Annotated in this window: 16 protein-coding genes; 8 read left to right on the top strand and 8 right to left on the bottom strand. The window is 69.0% G+C overall.

Features of this window, described 5'->3' with window-relative positions:
* Positions 1–100: 100 nt before the first annotated feature.
* The 4 genes from AC3RKB_RS05630 to dnaA form a co-directional block, all read right to left on the bottom strand.
* Positions 101–580 (bottom strand): DciA family protein, encoded by a 480-nt coding sequence (locus tag AC3RKB_RS05630; RefSeq protein WP_491435026.1) that lies wholly within the window; start codon positions 578–580, stop codon positions 101–103.
* Positions 573–1,880, bottom strand: a complete 1,308-nt coding sequence (gene recF / locus AC3RKB_RS05625) for a DNA replication/repair protein RecF (protein ID WP_491435024.1) — start codon at positions 1,878–1,880, stop codon at positions 573–575. Before recF ends, AC3RKB_RS05630 begins: the two co-directional genes overlap by 8 nt.
* Before the next feature lie 64 nt (positions 1,881–1,944).
* On the bottom strand, positions 1,945–3,099 hold the full coding sequence (gene dnaN, locus AC3RKB_RS05620; RefSeq protein WP_491435023.1) for a DNA polymerase III subunit beta: 1,155 nt from the start codon (positions 3,097–3,099) through the stop codon (positions 1,945–1,947).
* A gap of 423 nt (positions 3,100–3,522) precedes the next feature.
* Entirely contained in the window at positions 3,523–5,013 is a 1,491-nt protein-coding gene (dnaA, locus tag AC3RKB_RS05615) for a chromosomal replication initiator protein DnaA (protein WP_491435022.1), read from the bottom strand.
* A 411-nt stretch (positions 5,014–5,424) separates the two neighbouring features.
* Between dnaA and rpmH the strand changes: the two genes are divergently transcribed.
* The 8 genes from rpmH to AC3RKB_RS05575 all read left to right on the top strand — a co-directional run bounded on the left by rpmH (position 5,425) and on the right by AC3RKB_RS05575 (position 14,322).
* A complete protein-coding gene (rpmH, locus tag AC3RKB_RS05610; RefSeq protein WP_491435020.1) occupies positions 5,425–5,562 on the top strand; it encodes a 50S ribosomal protein L34 in 138 nt (45 codons plus the stop codon).
* An 8-nt stretch (positions 5,563–5,570) separates the two neighbouring features.
* On the top strand, positions 5,571–5,996 hold the full coding sequence (gene rnpA / locus AC3RKB_RS05605; protein ID WP_491435018.1) for a ribonuclease P protein component: 426 nt from the start codon (positions 5,571–5,573) through the stop codon (positions 5,994–5,996).
* A 2-nt stretch (positions 5,997–5,998) separates the two neighbouring features.
* Positions 5,999–6,454, top strand: coding sequence for a membrane protein insertion efficiency factor YidD (gene yidD / locus AC3RKB_RS05600; RefSeq protein ID WP_491435017.1), 456 nt, complete (start codon positions 5,999–6,001; stop codon positions 6,452–6,454).
* Positions 6,455–6,463: 9 nt separating this feature from the next.
* Positions 6,464–7,435 carry a membrane protein insertase YidC gene (gene yidC / locus AC3RKB_RS05595; protein WP_491435016.1) on the top strand — a complete coding sequence of 324 codons (972 nt, stop codon included), beginning with the start codon at positions 6,464–6,466 and terminating at the stop codon, positions 7,433–7,435.
* A 5-nt stretch (positions 7,436–7,440) separates the two neighbouring features.
* Positions 7,441–7,938 (top strand): Jag family protein, encoded by a 498-nt coding sequence (locus tag AC3RKB_RS05590; protein ID WP_491435014.1) that lies wholly within the window; start codon positions 7,441–7,443, stop codon positions 7,936–7,938.
* Between the two features lie 31 nt (positions 7,939–7,969).
* A complete protein-coding gene (gene rsmG / locus AC3RKB_RS05585) occupies positions 7,970–8,623 on the top strand; it encodes a 16S rRNA (guanine(527)-N(7))-methyltransferase RsmG (protein WP_491435013.1) in 654 nt (217 codons plus the stop codon).
* Positions 8,624–12,376: 3,753 nt separating this feature from the next.
* Positions 12,377–13,348, top strand: coding sequence for a ParA family protein (locus tag AC3RKB_RS05580; RefSeq protein ID WP_491436760.1), 972 nt, complete (start codon positions 12,377–12,379; stop codon positions 13,346–13,348).
* Positions 13,348–14,322 (top strand): ParB/RepB/Spo0J family partition protein, encoded by a 975-nt coding sequence (locus AC3RKB_RS05575; RefSeq protein ID WP_491435012.1) that lies wholly within the window; start codon positions 13,348–13,350, stop codon positions 14,320–14,322. Before AC3RKB_RS05580 ends, AC3RKB_RS05575 begins: the two co-directional genes overlap by 1 nt.
* Positions 14,323–14,343: 21 nt before the next feature.
* On the opposite strand, the gene AC3RKB_RS05570 is transcribed toward AC3RKB_RS05575, so the two are convergent.
* The 4 genes from AC3RKB_RS05570 to trxB form a co-directional block, all read right to left on the bottom strand.
* A complete protein-coding gene (locus tag AC3RKB_RS05570) occupies positions 14,344–15,303 on the bottom strand; it encodes a D-alanine--D-alanine ligase family protein (RefSeq protein ID WP_491435011.1) in 960 nt (319 codons plus the stop codon).
* A 20-nt stretch (positions 15,304–15,323) separates the two neighbouring features.
* Positions 15,324–16,646, bottom strand: coding sequence for an aminotransferase-like domain-containing protein (locus AC3RKB_RS05565; RefSeq protein ID WP_491435010.1), 1,323 nt, complete (start codon positions 16,644–16,646; stop codon positions 15,324–15,326).
* Between the two features lie 198 nt (positions 16,647–16,844).
* Positions 16,845–17,168: a thioredoxin gene (gene trxA, locus AC3RKB_RS05560; RefSeq protein ID WP_491435009.1), complete on the bottom strand. Its 324-nt coding sequence runs from the start codon at positions 17,166–17,168 to the stop codon at positions 16,845–16,847.
* Positions 17,169–17,228: 60 nt separating this feature from the next.
* A complete protein-coding gene (gene trxB / locus AC3RKB_RS05555) occupies positions 17,229–18,236 on the bottom strand; it encodes a thioredoxin-disulfide reductase (protein ID WP_491435008.1) in 1,008 nt (335 codons plus the stop codon).
* Positions 18,237–18,292: the final 56 nt, after the last annotated feature.

Raw genomic sequence — 18,292 nt, 5'->3', positions numbered from 1 at the left:
CGTTCTGGCGACCCTTGATCCTATCAACTCCAGCGCGGGCGCAGGCGGCTCCGCGCCGTTCTACGGCCTCGACGGAGGCGAAGTGACCGATTTTGCCGTCTCAGCCGTAGGTGTCGCGTGGACCGCGCCCTGGAACCGATCTGGGGCCCTTTTTCCAGGTGGGGGCATCCGGTCCTTGGAAGCGGATGGTCTCGACACCGGCACCCGGATGGCGGTCGAGGATCGCCGCGAGCAGCTCGCCGCGCATCATCCGCAATTGCGTCGCCCAGGCGGTCGATTCGCAGCGGACCTGCAGCACGCCGCCCTCGATCGCGATCGGGTCGGAGTGCCGGGCGATCTCGTCGCCCGCGATCTCGGGCCAGGTCGCGAGCAGCTCGTGCTGGGAGAGCGGGCCGGTCCAGCCGAGCTGGGAGGTCAGCTGGTCGATGGCGGCGCCGAGCGGCTTGGGGTCGCGCCCCGGCGTGAACGGCTCGCTCCCGGCGGCCTCGCGCGTGCGGACGCGCGCCCGCCCCGGGCGGATCCGGGGCTCCCCGCCGAAGATCTCGCGGAAGTGCTGGTAGGTGCGTGCGGCCTCAGACACCGGATGCCTCCGGCTGGGGCTCGGGTGCCGGGGCCGTCGGCTCAGGCTCCGGGTCCGACCCGGGCTCCGCGTCCGACCCGGGCTCCGGCGTCGGCTCCGCGTCGATCGCACCCGCGTCGACGACACGACCCGCCTCGATGCGCACGATGCGCTGCGCGAGCGACGCGGGCACGTCCTCGAGCACGGCGGCGGTGATGAGCACCTGCTCGTACCCGCCGATCGCGGCCGCGAGCCGTTCGCGGCGGAGGCGATCGAGCTCGGCGAACACGTCGTCGAGCACCAGCACCGGGTCGCCCGTGGTCGAGTCGCGTCGGAGGAGCTCGGCCGACGCGAGGCGCAGCGCGAGGGCGAACGACCAGGACTCGCCGTGGCTCGCGTAGCCCTTGGCAGGCAGGCCGTTGAGGAGCAGCTGCACGTCGTCGCGGTGCGGCCCTGCGAGCGTGATACCGCGCTCGAGCTCCTTGCGGCGGAGTGCGGCGAGGGTTGCGGCGAAGCGGTCGGCCGTGGTCGGTCGTACGGCGGGCCCGGCGTCGTCGGCCCGCCCGTCGCTCGGCGCGTCGGCGGCGGCCGCGCCATCCGTCGCGTCATCGTCGGGATCGGCGCCGTCGATCGAGAGCACCGGTCGCAGTTCGGGCGCGTGGTCGGCATCGACGATGGACCGGTAGGCGGCCGCGAGCGGGTCGCGCAACTCGTCGACGAGCTCGAGCCGGCGATCGATGATCTCGGAGCCGAGGTCGACGAGACGCTCGTCCCAGATGTCGAGGGTGGGCAGCTGGGCGGCGGCCAGCCCGCGGGCGCGTGCGCTCTTCAGCAGCGAGTTGCGCTGCTTGAGCACCCGGTCGTAGTCGGCCATGACGCCGGCGAGCCGCGGGGTGCGCTGCACGAGCAATTCGTCGAGCAGCCGCCTTCGAACGGATGGCTCGCCGCGGACGATCGCGAGGTCTTCGGGGGCGAACAGCACGCTGTGCGCATAACGCGGAAGGTCGCGCGGCTTCGCCGAGGCGCGGTTCACCTGCGCGCGGTTCGCGCCCTGACGGTTGAGCTGGAGTTCGAGCAGCACCTCGCGCCCGCCGTGCGCGAGCACCGCGCGCACGATCGCGGCCTCGGCCCCGGCTCGGATCAGGGCCTGGTCGCTCGAGACCCGATGCGATCCGAGGGTCGAGAGGTACCCGACGGCCTCGACGAGGTTGGTCTTGCCCTGGCCGTTGCGGCCGACGATCACGGTCGCGCCGGGCGTGAACGCGAGCTCGGCGGTCTGGTAGTTGCGGAAGTCGGTCAGCGAGAGCCTGGCGACGTGCACGATGCGGCTCCCTTCCTGCGAACCCCAACGCTACCCGCGGCCGCCGACACTCGCGGCGCGCGAGCTACCGCAGCAGCAGGTTCGGCTGCAGCAGGTACCGGTAGCTGTCGGCGCCGGCCTGCTCGCGCGAGGTCTGGCTCGTGATGAGCACCGGACCGGGCTTGTTCGGGTTCTCGGTCTTGGTGAACGAAATGCGCACGAACTCGCTCGGCACCGCCTGGAGGCCGTCGAGAAGGAACTGGGGCTTGAGCGAGACCACGGTCTCGTCGCCTGTGAGGATCGCATCGATCGACTCGGACGCCTGCGCCTGCTCGCTGCCGATCGCCTCGAGCGTGAGCCCGTCGGCGGTGAACGAGTAGCGCAGCGCGGCCTCGCGCTCGAGCACGAGCGCGACACGACGCGTGGCCTCGATGAGCTCGGCGGTGTTCATCACCGCGTAGTTGTCGACCGTCTCGGGGAACAGCCGGCGCACGGGCGGGAAGTTGCCCTTGATGAGCAGGCTCGTGACGGTCTTGCGGTCGGCCGAGAACGCGATGAGCTCGCGGTCGTCGCGACTGGTGATGGCGACCGAGATGGTGCCGGAGTGGCCGAAGGTCTTGCCCACCTCCTGCAGGGTCCGCGCCGGCACGAGCGCCGTCGGCGGGTTCTCGCCCTCGCCGGCGACGCCGCCGCCGTCCCACTCGATCTCGCGGATGGCCACGCGGTAGCGGTCGGTCGCGACGAGGCTGAGGTTGTTCTCGCGCACCTCGAGCTGCACGCCGGTGATGACCGGGGTGACGTCGTCGCGTGATGCGGCGACCGCGACCTGGGCGACGGCCGAGGCGAACTCCTCGGCGGGCACGACGCCGGTGCGCTCGCCGATCTCGGGGATCGACGGGTACTCCTCGACGGGCATGGACAGCAGCGTGAAGCTCGCCGACCCGCAGGCCACCGAGATGCGCGACTCCTCCGTCGACACGCGCACCGGCGCGTTCGGCAGGCGGCCGGCGATCTCGGCGAGCAGGCGCCCGGAGACCAGGACGGTGCCCGGCTCCTCGACGTCGGCCTGGATCTCGGTACGGGAGGAGACCTCGTAGTCGAACGAGGAGAGCACGAGCCCGTCGCCGCTCGCCTGGATCAGCACGCCGGAGAGGATCGGCAGGGTCGTGCGCTGCGGCAGCAGCTTGACGGCGAAGGACACGGCCTCACTGAAGACGTCGCGATTGACCTGGAACTTCACGGTTCTCCCGTCGTGGAGGGCTGGATCGGCTCCCATGCTATCCGGACGGCCATTCGGGGCGCGGGGATTTCCGCGGTTCCGAGCGCACCCGACTCCGAGGTTGTCGGACGCCCTGGCTTAACCATCTATCTCTTAACGGTGTTAACCGGTGTGGAAACTGTGGATGGTGTGCGGTGATCCGCGAGACGACGGGCGAAGCGGGTCGTCTCGGCTGTGCACGGTGTGTGGAAACGGCAGCGGATGGCACGCCCGAGCGCCGATCCGTGTTCGGAGTTGTACACAGGCCGACGGCCCGTCTCAACAGTCGTGGCGCGGTTGCTCGTTAACAATCCACAGATTCTCCACACCTGTGTGGAAATGCCCGCTCGTCCGTTTCGGCCGTCGCCGAACGCGCCGGTCCTCCGGCAGCGCACGTCGCGGGAATCAGCGGAAGCGCGAGTTCTGCTTGATCCGCGCGGTCAGCTCGGTGACCTGGTTGTAGATCGAGCGTCGCTCCTTCATGAGCTCCGAGATCTTCTTGTTCGCGTACATGACGGTGGTGTGGTCGCGGTTGCCGAACAGCTGCCCGATCTTCGGGAGGCTGAGGCTGGTCAGCTCGCGGCACAGGTACATCGCGATCTGGCGAGCCGTCGCGACGGCCTGCGAGCGGCTCGAGCCGTACAGGTCGTCGACGGTGAGCTTGAAGTAGTCGGCGGTGGCCGTGATGATGTCGACCGGCGCGACGACGTTGTCCGTGTCATCCGTGATCAGGTCCTTCAAGACCGTCTGCACGAGCGGCATGTCGACCGGCGTTCGGTTCAGGCTGGCAAAGGCGGTCACGCGGATCAGCGTGCCCTCGAGCTCGCGGATGTTGCTCGAGACCTTCGAGGCCATGTACTCGAGGATGTCGTCGGGCACCTGGAGGTGCTCGTTCTGCGCCTTCTTGCGGAGGATCGCGATGCGGGTCTCGAGGTCGGGCGCCTGGACGTCGGTGATGAGGCCCCACTCGAAGCGGCTGCGCATGCGGTCCTCGAAGCCCGTGAGGTGCTTCGGCGGCACGTCGCTCGTGATCACGACCTGCTTGTTGTGGTCGTGCAGCGTGTTGAAGGTGTGGAAGAACGCCTCCTGCGTCTCCGCCTTGCCCTGCAGGAACTGGATGTCGTCGATGAGCAGGATGTCGATGTTGCGGTAGCGCTGCTGGAAGAGCGAGCCGCGGTTGTTCGCGATCGAGTTGATGAAGTCGTTCGTGAACTCCTCGGACGAGACGTACCGCACGCGGATGCCCGGGTAGAGGCTCATCGCGTAGTGGCCGATCGCGTGCAGGAGGTGGGTCTTGCCCAGCCCCGAGTCGCCGTAGATGAACAGCGGGTTGTAGGCCTTGGCCGGCGCCTCAGCCACCGCGACCGCGGCGGCGTGCGCGAACCGGTTGGACTGGCCGATGACGAAGCTGTCGAAGGAGTACTTCGGGTTCAGTCGTGCGTCGCGCGGGCGGTCGGGGTTGGTCGTGTCGAAGATCGCGGCGGATGTCGCGGGCAGGTCGGTTCCGGCCGGACCGTCTCCGACGGCGGTGAGCGCGCCCCCGCCGAGCCCGCCGCCGCCGCCCATGCCCAGGCCGGCGCCGGCGAGGCCGCCGCCGACCGGCTGCACCTCGGGCTGGCGGGTCTCCTCGAGCTCGGGGTTCACGACCACGTAGAACGACGTCACCGGCGACGGCGCGTCGATCGCGCTCATCGCCGAGAGGAGAGAGACCCGCATGCGCTGGTTCAGCATGCTCGCCGTGAAGTCGTTGGGCACCTCGAGGTAGAACGTGCCCGCCGCGATGCCCTTCGGCTCGACCAGATTGAGGAAGCCCTGCAGCATCGGCGTGATCGCCTCATCGTCCGACAACCGATCGAGGACGGTGGCCCACGTGTCGGAAATGGGCTGTTCGGTCATCGCTCCCCGCAATCTTCAAGGCACCGTCGGTCGGCAGCTCGTCGTCCCCCGAACGACAGGTCGAGCGGCCCGAGGTGTGTGTTCACAGCGTTGTCCCCACCTGTGAGCGACGGCGCGAGAAGCGCGGAAATCCGGCGAACAGGCTGGGGATAACTGGTCTCACACGCTAGCGAATCGGACTGCCGCCGACAAATGCCGATTGGAGGATCGACCGCGCCCCGGCGTGTCGGTGCCCGCCGGAAGCTGTGGATCGGTGGAGAATAACCGTTCGGGAGTGCGCCTCGGTTTGACCGCGGCATCCGCAGGCCGTAGTTTTAATCAGTTGACCGCAGCCCTTTCGGGCACCGAGTTTTCCCGCCGACGCACCTGTGACGCGTCCGTGCGCGGAGGATCCCAAGCCGGAGAAGAAGAATGAGCAAGCGTACCTTCCAGCCCAACAACCGTCGTCGCGCGAAGAAGCACGGCTTCCGTGCCCGCATGCGCACGCGCGCCGGCCGCGCCATCCTCTCGGCTCGCCGCTCCAAGGGCCGCACCGATCTGTCCGCGTAAGTTCCTCGGTGCTCGCCAAAGCCAACCGCATCACGAGCGCCGATGACTACCGGTTCATCGTGCGCCGCGGTGCGAAGGTCGCCGGTGCCCACACCGTGAGCTACTTCCGCTCACGGGAGGCGGGTGCCGACGCACGCTTCGGCTTCATCGTGTCCAAGAAGGTCGGCTCGGCCGTGCGGCGCAATCTCGTGCGACGTCGGCTGAAGGCCGCCTGCCGCGAACTCGTCGACGGCGGTGCCACCGCCGTCGACGTCGTCGTGCGCGCGTTGCCGACTGCGGCCTCGGCTGATTTCCCGACGCTGCGAGCCGACGTCGCGTCGGCGCTGGCCGCACGCGGGGGTCGCCGAGCGGCTGAGGCGACGGTCGGGGCCTCGGATGCCGCAACCCGCTCCGGCACCGCGCTCGCCCCGTCGGCCACGACGGAAGACGTCTGACGATGCGCGATCTCGCCTGGTTCGTGTGGCTCCTCCCCCGGAACGCGGGCGTGCTGCTCATCCGCGCCTATCGGGCTGTGGTCTCTCCGTTGTACGGCGACGTCTGCCGGTACTACCCGTCCTGCTCGGCCTACGGCCTCGGCTCGGTTCAGCATCGCGGCCTGGTCGTCGGATCGCTTCTCACGGGGTGGCGCATCCTCCGTTGCAATCCGTGGTCGCGAGGCGGCGTCGATGACGTGCGGATGCCGCGTCGCCGCCGTTTCCACGTGACGCGCTTCGGTTTCGTGATTCCCGCCGGCTGGGCCGGCTCCGACCGCCAGCGTGGACGTCACGCCGTCGTACCGGATCGGGGCCATGCAGGCCACGACCACCCGTCGCTCGACGCCGACGCCGCGACATCCGGCAACCGCGTCTCAGCGGCCCCTGAGCTCTCGCCCATCACGTCCCGGAAGGACTGACCCGCTCCAATGGACATCTTCAGCATCATCCTGTGGCCCATCAAATGGGCCATCGAGCTGATCCTCGTCGCGTTCCACTCCCTCTGGACGTTCCTCGGCCTCGATCCGGATGCGGGCATCACCTGGGTGCTTGCGATCGTCGGCCTGGTGATCGTGGTTCGAGCGGCGCTGATCCCGATCTTCGTGCGCCAGATCAAGAGCCAGCGGCGCATGCTCGAGGTCGCGCCGCAGCTGAAGAAGATCCAGGACAAGTACAAGGGCAAGAAGGACCAGTTCTCTCGCGAGGCGATGTCGCGCGAGACCATGGAGCTCTACAAGCGGACCGGCACCAATCCGCTCTCCTCGTGCCTGCCACTGCTCCTGCAGATGCCGATCTTCTTCGGCCTGTTCTCGGTGCTGAACGACGCGTCGATCCACGCTGATCGCGGTGGAGTCGGCGCGCTCACCCCGGAACTTGCGGAGTCGTTCTCCAACGCCGAGTTCCTCGGAGCCCCGCTGAACTCGACGTTCATCAACGAGTGGAACGCGATGATCGCGGGCCAGCCGTACAGCCTGTCGACCATGCTCGTTGCGACGACCATGATCATCCTGATGACGGCGTCGCAGTTCATCACCCAGTTGCAGATCGTCTCGAAGAACATGTCGCCGGAGACCAAGGCGAGCCCGATGTTCCGTCAGCAGCGAATCCTGCTGTACCTGCTCCCGCTGGTCTTCGCCGTCTCCGGCGTCGCCTTCCCGCTCGGCGTCATGTTCTACTGGCTCGTCTCGAACTTCTGGACCATGGGCCAGCAGTTCCTCGTGATCCGCAACATGCCGACCCCTGGCAGCGAGGCCGCGAAGGCACGCGAGGCACGCCTTGCCCGCCGGGGCAAGCTCGTCGTGGAGTCCCCGACGGAGGCCGCCGACGAGGAGCCGAAGAAGCCGACGACGCAGCGCCAGCAGCCGATGGGCAAGAACCGCGCGAAGAAGAACAGGAAGTGACCCCGATGACCGACGTCCAGCCCGACGCCGCGACCCGCACCCTCGAGCAGCTCGAGCAGGAGGGCGACATCGCGGCCGACTACATCGAGGAACTCCTCGACATCTGCGACCTCGACGGCGACATCGACATCGACGCGCGGAACGGTCGCGCCTACGTCTCGGTGCACTCCGCCGACAGTGCGAACCTCTCCCTGCTGTCGCGGTCCGAGACCGTGTCCGCGCTCCAGGAGCTGACGCGCCTCGCGGTGCAGACGAAGACGGGCGCTTTCTCCCGGTTGATCCTCGACATCGGCGGTTCACGCGATGCTCGACGTGACGAGCTGGGCCGCCTGGTCGCCCGGGCGGCTGAGCGCATCGACGCGGGCGCGTCCGAGGCCGCGCTCCCCCCGATGTCCTCGTACGAGCGCAAGCTCGTGCACGACCTCGTGGCTGAGCGCGGTCTGCACTCCGAGTCGCGCGGCGAGGGTGCGGAGCGCCACACCGTCATCACGCGTCTCGGCTGAGCGCCGTCGCACCCGACGTTTCACGTGAAACATGACTGACGTCTCCCCCTCCTGGCGTGAGGCCCTCGAACCCGAACCTCCCGCCGCGGCGGTGGTGTTCGGTGAGCACCTGCGGGCTGCGCGGCAGTTCACCGAGAACCTCGCCCAGTACGGCGAGGAACTCGGACTGATCGGGCCGCTCGAGCTCCCGCGGCTCTGGACGCGTCACATCGTGAACTCGGGCCTCGTGGCGCCGCTGCTTCGGCCGGGGCGAGTCGGCGATGTCGGCTCTGGTGCCGGCCTCCCCGGAATCCTCCTGGCGATCGCTCGTCCCGATGTACACCTGACCCTGATCGAGCCGATGGAGCGCCGGGTGTCCTGGCTCACCCGACAGGTTGCCGAGCTCGGCCTCGAGAACGTCGACGTCGTGCGGGCGCGCGCCGAGGACGCCAAGCTGAAGGGCCGGCTCGATCAGGTGACCGCACGGGCCGTGAGTGCACTCCGCACGCTGATCCCCGTGACCGCTCCCCTGCTGCGACCCGGCGGCGAGCTGATCCTGATGAAGGGCGGAGGGGTGGACGCCGAGATCGGTGCGGCCGAGAAGGTGATCCGCAAGTTCCGCCTCGACGACGTCGAGGTCCTGGTGCTCGGCGAGGGCGTCGTCGCGGATGTCACCCGGGTGTTCCGGGCCCGCGTTCCGGCCTAGCCGTTCAGCCATGACGCGGCCCGCGTTCCGCGGGCGTGCTGGCTCGGCTGCTGGGTCGTTTCACGTGAAACGAAGCTGCGCGCGGCGACGCAGACCGAGCTGATCGTGCCGGTGCGGTACGGGATGATCCTCAGGATGCATGTGCACGCGCACTCCCCCGGGCGATTGCGCCGACCGCGCAGAGTGCGTCAGACGACCGTCGACCTGTGGCGGGGTGCGTCGGCAGGAATCACACGGGCAGCGACCGCGCTTGTCCACGATCGACGCGCGGGCGGACAGCGCTGACGACCTTCGTCCACGTTCGCCTGCATCCCCTCCTGGCTCGGCCCGTCGCGGTGCGCGGCTGGCGAGGGGTGTGAGTCCCGCTGCCGGGCACCGCGGACCGACTGCAGGTCCGTGAGCGACGGGGTCGGGTCGATCCGGGGTGCCACTCCCCGATGTGGGCGCTAGCAGGGGTCTGGCGTACTGCCGTGGGTGGTCTTCAGGCATGTCGTCGCAGTCGCCGCGTGCTGGTCGGCCTCTCCCCGCTGAGAGCACGAAGTCCATCGCGCGGCCTGCGTCGCCCCGACGGCGCGCCGCGCTTCTCACCGGATACGGGCCGAGTGTCGAGGCACTTCCTCGTATCACGCGGGACTGCCGCGTGGGCGTGGGTTCGCCTCCGCATCGCGGATGTCGTGTCCCCGCGCCCTGCACGGTTGGGCGCTGCGGTCGCGCTCGCCACCCTCGGCTGCGGGGATGGGGTCCGGAGCGTGGTGCGCCGCACCGTTCCGTCCGATCACTGTGTGCGTCGTTGGCTTCGAGAACGGGAGGTTTCGCACCGAACGGTCCGATCTGAGCCCCGTCAGGGGGCCGCCGGCTTGCATCGACCGCGACATGCCTGGCGGTGCTGGAGTGTGTGCTCGGGTTGTCACGGCGTATCGGCGTCACCGAGCTCGAGCACCGCACTGTCGACTCGACTTCCCACGGCCCGGGAGAATGCACGCACCGTTTCACGTGAAACGCTCTGCGCTGCCGGCTGGACTACCGGGTCTGCCGAGTCGTCTTGGCCTGGACCCAGTGGTTCGAGCACGATCTCCCTCGTGATCCCGCAGCGCCCCGCATCAGCGTCGAGCGATGACGCCGCCGACCGCCCGAAGTCCGCCGCCTCAGCTCTCGTGAGCGGCGCCCGTCATCGAGGAGCAGGTCGGGATTGGGGGCACCATGTCACCGCTCGCCGCCGTGACCACTCGATCGCCATGCCCGGCCCGAGGGTCGCTGCCGAATCGTGAGCTTCCGCCCGACTCGTGGTGTCGCAGTGCGGGCTCGCTGGACCAGCGTCACCGAATGTCGGAGCCGCACGGGTCTCCATCCATCCGCTCGGACGCGCCCGGGCTTGACCGTTCGAGAGCTCCACCCTTGGGGCGCCAAGGAGGCGGGGTGGGGTCCGCTGGTCAGTCGAATCCGAGGCCGGCATCGGATTGTTCGATACGCGTCGTCTGAGAAGCCGACACTCATTGCGCCGACCACGGGTGCGGACGCGCGGGCGGGTTCGACAACGAAATGTCACCAGCGTTCCACCTACCCTGTTGCGACTCTCGCCGCTCAGCTCGGAGCCGCCACTCCTTCCATCGAATCGGCCTTCGCAACGGCACCGTCTGCCGGGGCTCACCTCGACGCGACACGTGCCGTCAGGCAGGAGGGTGTCGGTGCGGACGCATTCGGGCGGTCAGGCTCGAACGGCACCCGTCAGGTCGGGCTCGACCAACTCAGGCTGGGACGGTTGTGAACGCGGGACGCTTCGCGTACCCGATCGTGGTCGATGGCAACCTCGTGAATCCTGACGTGGATCGCCCTCGACCCGACGTGATCACCTCAACAAGAGCAAGCGTTTCACGTGAAACGACAAGACACGACCCCGGCGACGCGGCTCGGAGACCCGCGACGATTCGATGGTGGGGTCGGACCAATCGAACTGGCAGCGGTTCCCACCACGATTCCTCTTCCGGGTCCGCAGCCCAGAAGGTGCGGGAGGCGTGAAGCGGATCTCCCCGTCACCGTGCCGCCCGTCGAGGACGTCACCGCGAGCGCGGAGTTTCGCGAAACGCCGCCACACCCATCTGCAACGCATCACCCATGCTGTGCCACGAACTGCGGCGCTCGCATCTGCCAGGCTGACGTGATCCCTCCACTCCCCCACCGGTGGAACTCGTTCCGATCCGAGGCGGGACGCGCGACGGAGGATCCGCAGAACGAATCGAGTGCAAGCGGCTCAGCGGCGTACCGGGACCAGGGGTAGGGGTCCGGAGTCGCGACGGGTCCGTTGTCGACGCATCCCTGACTGAACCGAGTTCCTCACCCGAAGTCGCGGGCAGAATGCGAAGCCGTTTCACGTGAAACGCAGCGATCGCGCCATGGGCGGCCGCGCTCGCCAGCGTTCGCTCCGCCATCCTGAGCTCAAGGGACCCGGGTCGAGGGTTCGGATCGGCCACGGCGCTTCATGCGTCCCCCGCGTCCCTACGGAGAGACGAGTTGCGTGTGAGGTCGGTCGGCGGGCGGCGCCATGCGCTGGCAGAGCACACGGCCGCTCAGTGCGGCAGGTCGATCCATTCGAATGCTGTGACGGACTGGCTGCTCGGGAACGCATTCGACTTCACCGATCGGAGCGAGTCCGAAAATCCGTGAAGCACGCTGACCGACGCTGGGGGCGACGCGGCACCGCGATGGAACAGGGCCACGCGGCGGCATGCGAACGTGATGTTTCACGTGAAACGGAGGCAGGCGGGCTCGGAGCAGTGGTCCGCCGATTCCACACCGAGGCAAGGACGGCAGTCTGGCGAAACTTCGAGCGGGACCCATCCGGCGTCCGAGGCGGCGGTTAGGCTTGGGTGTCGAAGATCGCCGTCGACGGAATGGCGTAGTCGTACGGGTCAGGAGTGTGGTGGCATGGCGCAGGGTGGGGGGCGTGGCTGGTTCCACCGGAGGAAGCCGCAACCCGATCCTGCACCCGTCCGCGAGCCCGAGCCGACCCGCCTCGAGGCGTACGAGGCCGCGCCGAGCGACTTCGATGCGTTGCTCCGGCCAGCGGCAAAGGCAACTACGGACGATTCGCCCCGAGTGACGCATCCAGCCTCCCCCGACGACGCCCGGTCCGACTCCACTGAATCGAGCGACGAGCGGTTCGCGCCGCCGCGCTCGACGGTCGACGCACCGATCGGGTCTCCCGCCTCCACGAACGCGCCGCCGGCGATGCCCGAGGCTGAGCAGGGCGCCCCGAACCCTGGTGCCACCTCGTCGCCGTTCGATTGGGATGCCGCGACCGCGGCTGCGCTCTCAGGCGATACCGGCCCCGAGGTTCCCCACGGAAACACGCCGACGCTTCATCACGGCGACCCCGACAAGCTCCTCGAGGACATCATCCGCGAGATTGTGGGCGATGCGACCGCGCAGACGGTGTCGAGCCTCCATCAACCTCGGCCCGCCGATGCGCGGGAACCGGAGGTGCAGCGAGCCCAGGTCCAGGTCGCCGAGACCTCACGCGAGCGTATCGCCGAATCCGAGCCCGCCGGCACGGAACTCGACGACGAGCCCTACTCCATCTTCGACGAACCCCCGGGTCCTGTGGGGTCGAATCCGGACACCGCAACCTCGGCGGGCGCCCCGACAGGGTCAGACGCCTTCGCTCCGCGGCCGCACCCCCCACTCCAGCCCCAGGCCGAGGCGCCGCGCGAGGCCGAATCGACTGTCGAACCCGACCCGCGATCCGAACCCGATGGCATGTCGCCCCCGTTCGCGTCAACACCGACGCACGACACGGCCGCTGCACTGCCCGACGACGTTTCACGTGAAACATCCGATCCAAACGGAGGAACCCCACTGGCTGATCAGCTTGCCGACGAGACGCGTCGGCGACTCGCGCTCGAGGAGGCCGTGCTTCCCCTGCCCGCGTCGACGCGGATCCTCACCATCTCGAACCAGAAGGGCGGCGTCGGGAAGACGACGTCCGCAGTGAACCTCGCCGCAGCGCTGGCTCGTGCGGGCGCGAAGGTCCTGGTCGTCGACCTCGACCCGCAGGGGAACGCGTCGACGGCGCTGGGGGTCGAGCATCGTTCCGACCAGCAGAGCGTCTACGACGTCCTGGTCGGCGACCTTCCCGTCGCCGACGTGATCCGCCGCTCAACCGAGCACGAGAACCTGGACTGCGTTCCCGCGACGATCCACCTCGCCGGCGCTGAGATCGAGCTCGTCTCGCTCGTCGCCCGCGAGCAGCGACTGCGCCGCGCGCTCGACAGCCATCTCGCGCAGATGGACCAGCCGTACGACTACGTCTTCATCGACTGCCCGCCGTCGCTCGGGCTGCTCACGATCAACGCGTTCGTGGCCGCCCGTGAGGTCCTGATCCCGATCCAGTGCGAGTACTACGCGCTCGAGGGCCTCTCGCAGCTGCTCAGCAACATCGAGCTGATCGAGAAGCACCTCAACCCGGAACTGCGGCTCAGCACCATCTTGCTGACGATGTACGACTCGCGCACGAACCTCGCCCAGCAGGTCGCGCAGGAGGTGCGCGACCACTTCCCCACCCAGACGCTCGCGACGATCATCCCCCGTTCGGTCCGCGTCTCGGAGGCGCCGAGCTACGGCCAGAGCGTGATCAGCTACGACTACGCGTCGAGCGGGTCGCTCTCGTATCGTGAAGCCGCCGCCGAGATCGCGTGGCGCGGTGCATCCGAACAGAAGGAGTCCGACTGATGGCAACGAAGCGCACCGGTCTCGGTCGCGGCATCGGCGCACTGATCCCGACCAATGAGGATGCGCCGCGCGCGACCCGGCCGGTCGACGTCTTCTTCCCGGACAGCGAAGCGCCGAAGACCGCCGTCGCCGCCGTCGAGAACGCGGCCGACGCGAACCTGCTCACCGTGCCGGGCGCGCACCTGGCCCGGCTCGACCCCGACGACATCGTTCCGAACGCGCAGCAGCCGCGATCCGTCTTCGATCCCGACGATCTCGCCGAGCTCGTGCACAGCGTCCGCGAGTTCGGTGTCCTGCAGCCGATCGTCGTGCGACCCCACCCCGACCTGCCCGGCAAGTACGAGCTCGTCATGGGCGAGCGACGGCTGCGCGCGACCAAGACCGCCGGACTGGACACGATTCCCGCGGTCGTCAAGGACACGGCGAACGACGCGATGCTGCGCGACGCGCTCCTCGAGAACCTCCACCGCTCGCAGCTGAACCCGCTGGAGGAGGCGTCGGCCTACCAGCAACTCCTCGCAGACTTCGGGATCACGCAGGAGGAGCTCGCGACGCGCATCGGACGATCGCGTCCGCAGATCTCGAACACCCTCCGCCTGCTCAAGCTTCCGGAGCCGGTCCAGCTGCGAGTCGCCGCGGGCGTGCTGAGCGCCGGCCACGCTCGCGCCGTCCTCGCAGCCGGCGACCCCGAGGCGATGCAGCGACTGGCCGACAAGATCGTCAACGAGGAACTCTCGGTGCGCGCCGCCGAGGCGATCGTCTCGGAGACGCCGAAGCCGGCCCGCGTCAAGCCCGCGGCCGGCAAGCGCCAGGACTTCCTCGACGACCTGTCGACGCGACTCGGTGACCGGCTCGATACACGCGTGAAGATCTCCCTCGGCGCACGCAAAGGCCAGATCAGCATCGATTTCGCGACGGTGCAGGATCTCCGTCGGATCCTCAGTGAACTCGGCGAGGACCTCGAAGGCGTGTGACCGCTCGCGGTCGCACGCAGCTCAGCGCGCGCGCGCGACCGCGGCCCTGACGAGCGAGTCGTAGACCGTCGACGCATCCGTCTCGGATGCCTCGATCGCGAGGGGAACGAGTGAGGTCTCGGTCAGTCCGGGCAACACGTTCGCCTCGAGGAACCACGGCGTGCCCGAGGCGTCCACGATGAGGTCGACGCGCGACAGGTCGCGCAGACCCAGGGTGCGATGCGCGAGCAGTGCGGCCTCGGTGGCACGCGCGACCGTCGCATCATCGAGCCTGGAGGGGGCGAAGAACGTCGTCTCCCCCGCGTTGTAGCGCTCCTGGAACGAGTAGACACCGGTGGTCGGCACGATCTCGACCGCCGTGAGGGCGCGAGGCGCGCCAGCCGTCTCGACGATCGCGATCGCGAGCTCGGTGCCGACGATGCGGCGCTCGACGACCGCGACGTCGTCGTAGGTGAACGCCTCGACCATGGCGCGCGGCAGGTCGGTCGGGTCCTCGACGATGGACACGCCCTGCGCCGAACCGCCCGACGCGGGCTTGACGACGAGGTCGCCGTCGAGCGCCTCGCGCACGACCTGGAGCACGCTCGCCGCACCGAGCTCGCGGAACGCCTCGTGCGAGAGCACGATCGACTCCGGCACCGCGACCCCGGCCTCGGCGAGGAGCGAGCTCGCGACCGGCTTCGACCACGCTCGCCGCGCAGCGGCTCCGGTCGAACCGACCGTGGGCACGCCGAGCGCGGCGAGCAGCTCGAGCAACGAGCCGTCCTCGCCGCTCGAACCGTGCAGGGCCGGGAAGACCACGTCGGGTCGACGCTCGGCGAGGTACGGGAGGAGTGAGGCGTCGGGGTCGCGCAGCTCGACGCGGTGACCCGCCTGGGTGAGGGCGTCGGCCACACGCCGGCCCGACCGCAGCGAGACGTCGCGCTCGTGCGAGATCCCTCCGGCGAGCACGACGACGGAGAGGGCAGTGGATTCGCTCATGATCAGGGAATTCTCCGTCACTACTTGAGATCGGTGGGCGGCGCGGGCTCGATGCCAGGCCGATCGGGCGACTGCAGCGAGCCGGTGCCGGCGAACGTGTCGAGCAGGTCGAGTTCGCCGTTCACGACGGTCGCGAGCCGTCGGATGCCGAGCCTGATGGCGTCGGGCGTCGGATAGCAGAACGACAGGCGCATCGCGTGCCGACCGCGTCCATCGGCGAAGAACGCCGTGCCGGGCGTGTACGCCACGAGTTCGCGAACCGCGCGCGGCAGCATCTGCTTGGAATCGAGCACGTCGGGCAGCGTGACCCACACGTAGAACCCGCCGTTGGGGTTCGTCCACGACAGCTGCGGCAGGTGCTCCCCCAGCGCCTCGATCATCGCGTCCTTGCGTTCGCGGTACACGCCACGGAACGCGTCGATCTGCCCGCGCCAGTCGGCCTGGGAGAGGTACTCCGACACCACGAGCTGGCTGAAGGACGACGGCGAGAGGATCGCGGACTCGGCGGCGAGGATGAGCTTCTCGCGGATCGCATGCGGTGCGAGCGCCCACCCGACGCGGAAGCCCGGCGCGAGCGTCTTCGAGAACGATCCGAGGTAGATCACGCCCTCGGGATCCATCGACCGCAGCGCATCGGGCGCCGGCTGGTCGAAATGCAGCAGCCCGTACGGGTTGTCCTCCAGGACGAGGATCTCGTTCGAGCGGCAGATCTCGAGGATCTCCGGGCGCCGCTCGGCCGAGAGCGTCACACCCGCCGGGTTGTGGAAGTTCGGGATGGTGTACAGGAACTTGATCCGACGACCCTGTCCGCGCAGGTGGGCGATGGTCTGCCGCAGCGCCTCCGGGATCAGGCCGTCGTCGTCCATGGCGACGTGCACCACCGACGCCTGATAGGAGCGGAACACGCCCATGGCGCCGACGTACGACGGCGCCTCGGCGAGCACCACGTCACCGGGATCGAGGAACAGCTTGGCGACGAAGTCGAGCGCCTGCTGCGACCCCGTCGAGGTCACCACGTTGTCGACCGACGCGCGGATGCCCTCGAGCGACATCACGTCGAGGATGTGCTCGCGCAGGGACGGGATGCCCTGCCCGGATCCGTACTGGAGCGCGACCGGACCCTGCTCGCGCATGACGCGCTCGAACGCGGTCGTGATGAGCTGCTGCGGCAGGGCCGAGACGTACGGCATGCCGCCGGCGAGCGAGACGACCTCGGGCCTCGACGCGACGGCGAACAGGGCTCGTACCTCGGACGCGGCGAAGCCGGCGGCTCGCTCGGCGTAGTTCGCGTACCAGGGGTCGAGATTGTTGCCGGTCCGCTGGGGGACGCCGTCAGAGGTCACTGGTGATTTCCGTTCTGCTCAGGATTCTCATGCTAGTCATCGCTCGAGGGCGGATGACGCGGGGTCGGTCGTGCTCCGGACGCTCGGTGTCCGAACCGCCGGCCGTGCCATCCGCGCGATCCGTGCCATCCGCTCGGAGACGCGAAAGACCCGCCCGGCGGGCGCCGGGCGGGTCTCGATGCGTTGCGAGGCTGCCGGCTACTGGATGTAGGCGGCGAGGTCGGCCTCGAGGGCGGGCTTCGGCTTGGCGCCGATGACGGTCTTGACGACCTCGCCCTTCTCGAAGACCTTGAACGCGGGGATCGCGGTGATCTGGTACTTCATCGCGAGACCGGGGTTCTCGTCGACGTTGAGCTTGACGATGTCGAGCTTCTCGGAGTGCTCGGACGCGATCTGGTCGAGGATCGGGCTGACCGCGCGACACGGGCCGCACCACTCGGCCCAGAAGTCGACGAGGACGGCCTTGTCGTTGTTGAGCACCTCCTGCTCCCAGGTGGCCTCGGTCACTGCGCGTGCAGTCATGGGTTTCTCCTTCTCGGTGAAGCGGATGTCGCGGGCGGGCGTCGACGGCGGCTCGCGCCGTCAGCCCACCTCGGCGAGCCGGTCGATGGCGACGGCCTCGTCGAGGGCCTCGGCCTCTGATTCGGCCTCCTCGGGGGACCCGGCGTCGTCGAGCGCGGCGAGGTAGTGCTCGGCGTCGAGGGCCGCGACGGTGCCGGAGCCCGCAGCGGTCACCGCCTGGCGGTAGGTCGGGTCGATGACGTCGCCGGCGGCGAACACGCCGGGCACCGAGGTGCGCGACGAGCGGCCGTCGACGGCGATCGTGCCCTCGGCGGTGAGGTCGAGCTTGCCGTGCACGAGGTGGGTGCGCGGGTCGTTGCCGATTGCGACGAAGAGGCCGTCGAGGTCGAGCCCGCGGACCTCGCCCGTGACCGTGTCGCGCAGCGTGACACCGGTCACGGCGGTGTCACCGTGGATGGCGTCGACGGCCGCGTTCCAGATGAACTCGATCTTCGGGTTGTCGAACGCGCGCTGCTGCATGATCTTCGACGCCTTGAGCTCATCGCGGCGGTGGATGACGTACACCTTGTCGGCGAAGCGCGTGAGGAACGTCGCCTCCTCCATCGCCGAGTCGCCGCCGCCGACGACCGCGATCGTCTTCTCGCGGAAGAAGAAGCCGTCGCACGTGGCGCACCACGACAGACCGTGGCCCGAGAGTCGCTCCTCCTCGGGCAGGCCGAGCTTGCGGTAGGCGGAGCCGGTCGCGAAGACGATCGACCGCGCCTCGTGCTCGCCGCCGTTGCCCAGCTTGACCCGCTTGACCGGGCCGTCGAGCTCGAGCTCGACCACGTCGTCGTAGACGACTTCGGTGCCGAAGCGCTCGGCCTGGGCCTGCATCTTGCCCATCAGGTCGGGGCCCATGATGCCCTCGGGGAAGCCGGGGAAGTTCTCGACCTCGGTGGTGTTCATGAGCTCGCCGCCGATCTCGACGGAACTCGCCACGAGCAGCGGCTTCAGCTCGGCGCGGGCCGCGTAGATGGCGGCGGTGAAGCCCGCCGGCCCCGATCCGATGATGATGATGTCGCGCAAAGCCGCTCCTGTCGTTCTCCTGCGTTGCTGCGGCATCCTAGCCACCGGATGCCACG

This window comes from Agromyces capsici, assembly GCF_058349965.1.
Note: the sequence above shows the minus strand (reverse complement) of the source record. Positions and strands in the feature narration are given on the sequence as shown.

Excerpts from the sequence above, each read along its gene's own strand:
- dnaA (WP_491435022.1), bottom strand. The coding sequence starts at position 5,013 with ATGACCGAACAGCCCATTTCCGACACGTGGGCCACCGTCCTCGATCGG.
- rpmH (WP_491435020.1), top strand. The coding sequence starts at position 5,425 with ATGAGCAAGCGTACCTTCCAGCCCAACAACCGTCGTCGCGCGAAGAAG.
- yidD (WP_491435017.1), top strand. The coding sequence starts at position 5,999 with ATGCGCGATCTCGCCTGGTTCGTGTGGCTCCTCCCCCGGAACGCGGGC.
- yidC (WP_491435016.1), top strand. The coding sequence starts at position 6,464 with ATGGACATCTTCAGCATCATCCTGTGGCCCATCAAATGGGCCATCGAG.
- AC3RKB_RS05590 (WP_491435014.1), top strand. The coding sequence starts at position 7,441 with ATGACCGACGTCCAGCCCGACGCCGCGACCCGCACCCTCGAGCAGCTC.
- rsmG (WP_491435013.1), top strand. The coding sequence starts at position 7,970 with ATGACTGACGTCTCCCCCTCCTGGCGTGAGGCCCTCGAACCCGAACCT.
- AC3RKB_RS05580 (WP_491436760.1), top strand. The coding sequence starts at position 12,377 with ATGTCGCCCCCGTTCGCGTCAACACCGACGCACGACACGGCCGCTGCA.
- AC3RKB_RS05575 (WP_491435012.1), top strand. The coding sequence starts at position 13,348 with ATGGCAACGAAGCGCACCGGTCTCGGTCGCGGCATCGGCGCACTGATC.
- AC3RKB_RS05570 (WP_491435011.1), bottom strand. The coding sequence starts at position 15,303 with ATGAGCGAATCCACTGCCCTCTCCGTCGTCGTGCTCGCCGGAGGGATC.
- trxA (WP_491435009.1), bottom strand. The coding sequence starts at position 17,168 with ATGACTGCACGCGCAGTGACCGAGGCCACCTGGGAGCAGGAGGTGCTC.